6 protein-coding genes are annotated in these 6,214 nt (G+C 58.3%); 4 read left to right on the forward strand and 2 right to left on the reverse strand.

The annotated features are described in order from the left end of the window. Positions 1-52: 52 nt before the first annotated feature. The 3 genes from ABH939_RS29575 (at position 53) to ABH939_RS29585 (ending at position 3,283) form a co-directional block, all read left to right on the forward strand. The gene (locus ABH939_RS29575; RefSeq protein WP_243580668.1) at positions 53-1,090 is read left to right on the forward strand and encodes a zinc-binding dehydrogenase; all 1,038 of its coding nucleotides are present in this window, start codon (positions 53-55) and stop codon (positions 1,088-1,090) included. Between the two features lie 220 nt (positions 1,091-1,310). After that, the gene (locus ABH939_RS29580; RefSeq protein WP_151097384.1) at positions 1,311-2,459 is read left to right on the forward strand and encodes an acyl-CoA dehydrogenase family protein; all 1,149 of its coding nucleotides are present in this window, start codon (positions 1,311-1,313) and stop codon (positions 2,457-2,459) included. Continuing rightward, positions 2,456-3,283: an NUDIX hydrolase gene (locus tag ABH939_RS29585; RefSeq protein ID WP_151097160.1), complete on the forward strand. Its 828-nt coding sequence runs from the start codon at positions 2,456-2,458 to the stop codon at positions 3,281-3,283. Before ABH939_RS29580 ends, ABH939_RS29585 begins: the two co-directional genes overlap by 4 nt. A gap of 364 nt (positions 3,284-3,647) precedes the next feature. Here ABH939_RS29585 and ABH939_RS29590 read toward each other — a convergent pair whose 3' ends face one another. Beyond that, a complete protein-coding gene (locus ABH939_RS29590; protein WP_151097158.1) occupies positions 3,648-3,890 on the reverse strand; it encodes a hypothetical protein in 243 nt (80 codons plus the stop codon). A gap of 842 nt (positions 3,891-4,732) precedes the next feature. Between ABH939_RS29590 and ABH939_RS29595 the strand changes: the two genes are divergently transcribed. Next, complete coding sequence (locus ABH939_RS29595) at positions 4,733-5,005, forward strand: cyclic-phosphate processing receiver domain-containing protein (protein WP_151097154.1); 273 nt, start codon at positions 4,733-4,735, stop codon at positions 5,003-5,005. Between the two features lie 449 nt (positions 5,006-5,454). Here the strand turns inward: ABH939_RS29595 and ABH939_RS29600 are convergent, their stop codons facing one another. Then, complete coding sequence (locus ABH939_RS29600) at positions 5,455-5,859, reverse strand: hypothetical protein (protein WP_151097152.1); 405 nt, start codon at positions 5,857-5,859, stop codon at positions 5,455-5,457. Between the last annotated feature and the right edge of the window lie 355 nt (positions 5,860-6,214).

Genomic DNA, 6,214 nt, shown 5'->3' on the forward strand with positions numbered 1-6,214 from the left:
CCCCACGGAACGGGTCGCGCGATGGGCGGCTTCGGCGTGGGAAAGTCGAGCAATGGCAGATACGACAGGATCCGAAATCGGTGACTCAATGCGCGCGATGCGGTTCGACGTCGAGAGCAAGACACTGGCGCTGCGAACTGTTCCCGTCCCGGAAGCTGGCCATGGCGAGGTTCTTGTTCGAGTACACGCCGCCGGCGTCTGCCTCTCGGACGTCCACATCGCACAAGGCCTGATCACGCCTCGCCGCATCCTCACAGGCGAGGTGACGCTGGGACACGAGGTCGCCGGTGTAGTAGCGCGGATCGGCGAGGGAGTGACGGGCTGGACCGTTGGCGATCGGGTAGTGCTGCAGCCACTGGTCTGGCGGCCCGACGGATCTCGTACGCTCGGTGTGGATTACGACGGAGGCTGGGCGGAATACGTGGTGACACCCGCCTCGACACTGGTCACGATCCCCGACGATCTCTGCTTCGAGGAGGCAGCGATCATCCCTGACGCTGTCTCAACCCCGTGGAGCGCGATCCGGACCACGGGTCACGTACGAGCGGGGGAGTCGGTCGGAGTGTGGGGCGTGGGGGGTCTTGGTGCGCATGCCATCCAGTTGTTGCGCCTGGTCGGTGCTGCCCCCATTATCGCGGTCGACCCGCTGCTCGCTGCCCGTGATCGGGCGCTGGCGCTCGGTGCTGACGCGGCGTTGGACCCCACCGCTACAGACTTCGGGGCCAAGCTGAAGAACGTGACCCACGGACGGATGCTCGACCTCGCCCTCGACTTTGCAGGCGTGCCCGCAGCCCAGGAGCAGGCGCTAGGCAGCCTCGCGCACGGTGGTCGGACCGTCCTGGTGGGCCTGAGTGGCCGGCCGATCACGATCCAGAACAGTGTGGACTTCAGCGTCTTCAAGCACACCATCCGCGGCCACTTCGGCCAGGACTACGCTGACATCCCCGAGCTGATCGATCTCGTCTCGTGGGGTCGCCTCGATCTCTCGGGATCGATCAGCGGGGTTCTGCCACTTGAGGAAGCGACGGACGGGATCCGTCGCCTCGACGAGAAGGTTGACAACCCCATTAGGTTAATCCTCCGCCCCTGACCCCCAGCACCGCGTCGCGGTCGCAGTCCGGCCCGATTCCTAATTTCGCTGGATGAAATCGGCAGATCCGTTGGAACCCATCAGATGTTGATCTGGGACACCGAATTGTTTGACACGACGGGCCTTTCGAGTAACCAGCAATTCTCATTCGTCGCCCACCAAGATCTAGAAAGCATCCCATTCAATGACATCTACGTTGCCCAACCAGTCTCGCACGGCCATCCCGCGGACGTTGTTCGACACCGAACACGACGATCTTCGTCGAAGCTTCAGGTCGTTCCTCACGCGGGAAGTAGTTCCGTACGACGCGGAGTGGGAACGTGATCAATCCATTCCCGCAGAAATATTTCGCAAGGCGGGAGCAGCCGGGTTTCTTGGCCCCGGTATCACTGAGGAACATGCAGGAATGGGGCAGACTGACTATCGCTTCAGCGTCGTCCTGAACGAGGAATGCTCGCGGCTCGGACTTACCGGGATCGGTCAGGGAATTACCGTGCACAACGATGTCGTCCTTCCGTACCTACTCGATCACGCGACAAAGGACCAGAAGGATCGGTGGTTACCGGGTGTGGCAAGCGGCGAGGCGATCCTCGCGGTGGGGATGACCGAACCGGGCGCTGGATCTGACCTCTCGGGTATCGCCACCCGCGCAGTTCGTGACGGTGACGACTACATTGTCAACGGTTCAAAGATATTTATTACCAATGGAATTAATGCAGATCTGGTGCTCACAGCAGTACGCACCGGACCAGAGCGACACGCAGGTCTTTCATTGTTGATGATCGAGCGTGGGATGCCGGGATTCGAACGCGGCAGGAACCTCAAGAAACTGGGTATGCACTCCCAGGACACAGCCGAATTGTTCTTTTCCGATGTCCGCGTTCCGGCAGCCAACCTCGTCGGATCTGCAGGTGAAGGCTTCGCCCTGATGGCTCACCATCTCGGACAGGAACGACTGAACACGGCTATCCACGGTGTGTCGGCCGCACGGGCAGCGCTCGACATGACAATCGAATACCTTACGCAGCGTTCGGCTTTCGGCCAGAAGCTCGGATCATTTCAGAACTCTGCCTTCGTCATCGCTGAAATGCGAACGGAAATTGAAATCGCTCAGGTTTTCGTCGACCGTTGCACGGTCGACCTGATTGATGGTCGACTGTCATCCGAGCAGGCAGCAATGGCGAAATGGTGGTGTACGGAACTTCAAGGCCGCGTTGTCGATTCGTGTCTGCAACTGTTCGGGGGGTACGGATACATGGAGGAATACCCAATTTCACGTTTCTATGCAGATGCTCGAGTGACTCGCATCTTCGCCGGTACGACGGAGATCATGAAAAAAATCATCGGAAAGGCAGATGGGCTCGGATGACTAATGAGATCAAGACCGACCTGAAATCTTCTGACGGAATTGCTGCACCTATCACGGATGCGGCCTCGGTCATCCTTGTGCGCGACGGATTGAACGGCATTGAGGTGTTCTTGCAACACCGTGTGAAGGGTATGGCCTTTGCCGGCGGAATGACGGTGTTTCCGGGTGGTCGGGCGGACAGTGCCGACAGCTCTCCTGACATCGGCTGGAGTGGTCCGAGTATCGAATGGTGGGGAGAACAGTGGAGGACAGACCCCGCAACTTCCAGGATGCTGGTCCTCGCTGCGGTTCGCGAAACATTCGAGGAATGCGGTGTCCTCTTCGCCGGGCTTAGCGCGGACGCTGCTGTGAATACACCGTCGCACACGGCAAGTCGAGAGCTGCTCGAACGACACGAGCTTTCGTTCTCGGACTACCTTCGGCGCGACAACCTCATCGTTCTCAGTGGGTTGCTCAAACCTTGGTCGAACTGGATCACTCCGTCTGTAGAACCGCGTCGGTACAACACTCGATTCTTCGTTGCAGCTCTACCGGATGGGCAGATCGCAGACGACGCTACGTCAGAAGCCGATGCTGCGGAATGGATGTCACCTTCCGACGCAATTCGATCATGGCGCAACGGCACCTCGATGTTGCTACCGCCGACCTGGAGTCAGCTGCAGTCCCTGTGCCCTTTCGAATCTGTATCCGCGCTCATGCGGTCTGACCGGATCGTCGACACGGTTATGCCTGAGGTAGTACAGGACATCGGATCTGGCCCGCTGCTTTTTCCCGATTCAGAGCTGTACATCAATGCTGGAGGTAGGTTGCCTTGGCAGATATGAAGCCTATCAACAGTGCCGCGGCAGAAAGGTTCTCGGTATGCGTGTGTGATTCGCGCTGACCATGTCGATGCGCACATGTTCTTTTCGACAGGCATGAGGATCACTACTGGTGAGCGCGGGTCAACCTCTGGTTTTGTGTTTCCTGCCGTTCATGCCGAGTTTGATCCCTGATCCTTCATCTCTTCTGTACCATTTGTCAGCAATATTCTAGTTATCCGTTGTTGGCAGGGAACGTTACACACGACGTGATCCGTTTCGGATGCGGCCGTCATATCGGTGACGACGTGTACGGCTTCGTATCTGCGTGGAGTTGACGGCGGTGGTCCGAGGGGCACGGTACGGGTGATCGTGTGAAGGGAGAACCTCACTGCTGAGGGGGTTCACACTGCGAGGGGCCTTGAAACACCAGCTTTCGGTTAACCGTCCAGGTGTCCTCGGGATGGATGTATTCACAGATTCTCTCGCCGGCATTGCATTCGATTACCGGATCCGATCGCGGCGGTGTGGGTGCCGGGCCCAACCCACACAGAGTTGTCGCCTCGTCCGCAGTGTGGAGTTTGCTGTTCAACGTGGTGCCGCTGATTTCGTTGACGGTGCTATCGGCCATGCAAATCCCTTCACCGAGCGTATGCTGCGTCGACGCCTTTCGAGTGCTTCATGTTGTGCGACTGACACTTACGGGTGGTGATCGGTTTCCAGGATGGCCTGGCCAGGATGCCCGTGACAGCCGCCGCCTCGTACCCGCTGCAGTCCGGCGGTGGGCGCACCAGTGGTTGCTCTCCTGCCTGTCGCCGATCCAGGCGAGAAGTTTCGGGTCGGTAGAGGTCAGACGTTCCATTTCTTTGCCGCCGTCATAGCGGCACATCGACACGGTGATCGACGTCGGGGCCCGGTGGAGAACTCGCCACATCGCTCCCGAGTCAGTCCAGCGCGAAAGAGTCTCTACTGCATTCTCTTCCGACCTTCTCACTCCACTTCAGGTGGTTTTCCAGCCGTACGGCCCAAAAAACCTCGTTGTGGGTATTCTGCGCCGGAATATCTTGTGCCATCAACGAATCGTGCATCGACACAGCATGAACGATGTCGGCTCACACAAGAATTCCTGCGTGTTCGGTTCACGGGAGATCTCCCGCCGATCAGCCCGGGTTTACTTATTGTTCGTGGCGTTGTTGATGTGCCAGCGATGCGACCGGGCTCCCAAGACCGCCGCGCCGGGGGTGCGCCGGACTCAAGGAGAGCAACTCCAACTCAGAGTGCGGTGGTGATTGTGGTTCTGAGTCTCGACGAAGGGTGAGTCTCGACTTGCAATTGCCTGCATTGAGGCTGAATGTCCTAAGGTGAGGCGGACGAACTGCTCTCGAGTGTCGGGGCTGATATCACTTGCGTCGGAGCGTTCCCTCCGGGATTGCCGACTGACAAAGCGAGTTGACGAGACAATAGGACTGCAGCATGAACCTTTGGGTCGACGACGTGCAACCCCCACCGGATGGATGGGCGTGGGCGAGAACGAGCGTAGGCGCTATCGATGCACTCTGTTTCGGCATGGTGCGACGACTTTCTCTTGCTCACGACCTGGCCGGTAACGACACCGCTCGACCGATCATTCGATGGATGTGCGAGAACGGTATGTGGCCACAGGAGATTCGGGTGCATAGCGCCAACCCCGTAGCCGCCACATGGCTCCACAAAATGATCGACCGATGTAAGCCAGGAACGTGTTAACGACCGTTGAGAAGTGGTTCCAGTGGACTATGCGCGATAGTTGGGCCGGCGTTGTGTGTCATTCCGACAGAAGTGGAAATGTCGGGCAATGATCTGATGTTGTGAGTGAATGTGGCTGTCACTGAAGACTATTCCATTGCGATCAGATCGAAAAGTCGGTGCCCGGCGTACATGTGCGTATGGCCATCTTGATCTGATCTACAAGAGACGAGCGGGTTATTCGCTGCTTCTCGCCTTCGTCGGTGAGTGCATGGAGATGAGCAGCATGTCGATCTCGCCGGATTCTTCACACAAGTCAGATGGCCCCCACGCCCGTATGTAGAACTCGCACCACGGAAAGCCTTTTGGGATCAAGGTTTGGATGCGAAGTTGGTATCTGGATCTTCGTTGCGATGACGGTTGGAATCCGGGGGGCAGTGGTTTCTCCGAGAGCGAAACAGCAGGCGGACCTATGTGATTCGGTCTTTGACATCTGCTGATGTGGGTGTGCCGGTGAATCCTATGGCGCCGAAGTCGGCGTCGGTGACAATACTGTTGCCGTCGGTGTCGAGATGGGCGAAGGCGGTATCGAAGGCGTCGATGAGCCATGAGGCTGTAGCCTCGCCGAGCAGTGCGTCCTGTACTTTCGCGATATCGGTGTGAAAGATGCGATCCGTCCAAGAGCCGCTGGTGTCGGGTTCGTCGGAGAGCCCTCGGGTGGTGTTAGTGGCCAGCAGGTAGCGGTTGTATTCGAGGTCGACGCGGATGGCGTAGTCGCCGGCAACATTGACGACGTTGGCCGGGCGTTGGGTGACGGTAGCCAAGGCGATCAACGCGTCGTTGTATGTCTGCGAGTATTTCTTCGTTAGGGGCATTGCTGTCCTACCTTCGGGCGTGAACGCTGTACTGCTGCAACGGGTCAAGACAGTCAGTTGCCATGGCTTGACGAAGACTGACGTTGATCCAAACCCGGTGATCTGGATTGCACCCTGCCGCGAAACCCGGGATCTCAGATTTACCGCGCAGTAATTTTCTGTAGTTTTGTCACTGCCATGAAATCATCTGTCGTTCGAAATGGATCCCACAGCTCATGTCGGGGTTCGTTGTGCGTGATGGCCGGCCGTCGCGAACTCACGTGTCAATGGCCACGAAGTTCTCCCCGTAGGCGGCCAGTAGTTCTCCCCGCTGGTGGCCACGGGTTCTCCCCGGTGGCGGCCAGTTGTTTTTCCC

It is taken from the genome of Rhodococcus sp. 27YEA6, from assembly GCF_044908235.1.
GTDB classification, from domain to species: domain Bacteria; phylum Actinomycetota; class Actinomycetes; order Mycobacteriales; family Mycobacteriaceae; genus Rhodococcus_F; species Rhodococcus_F qingshengii.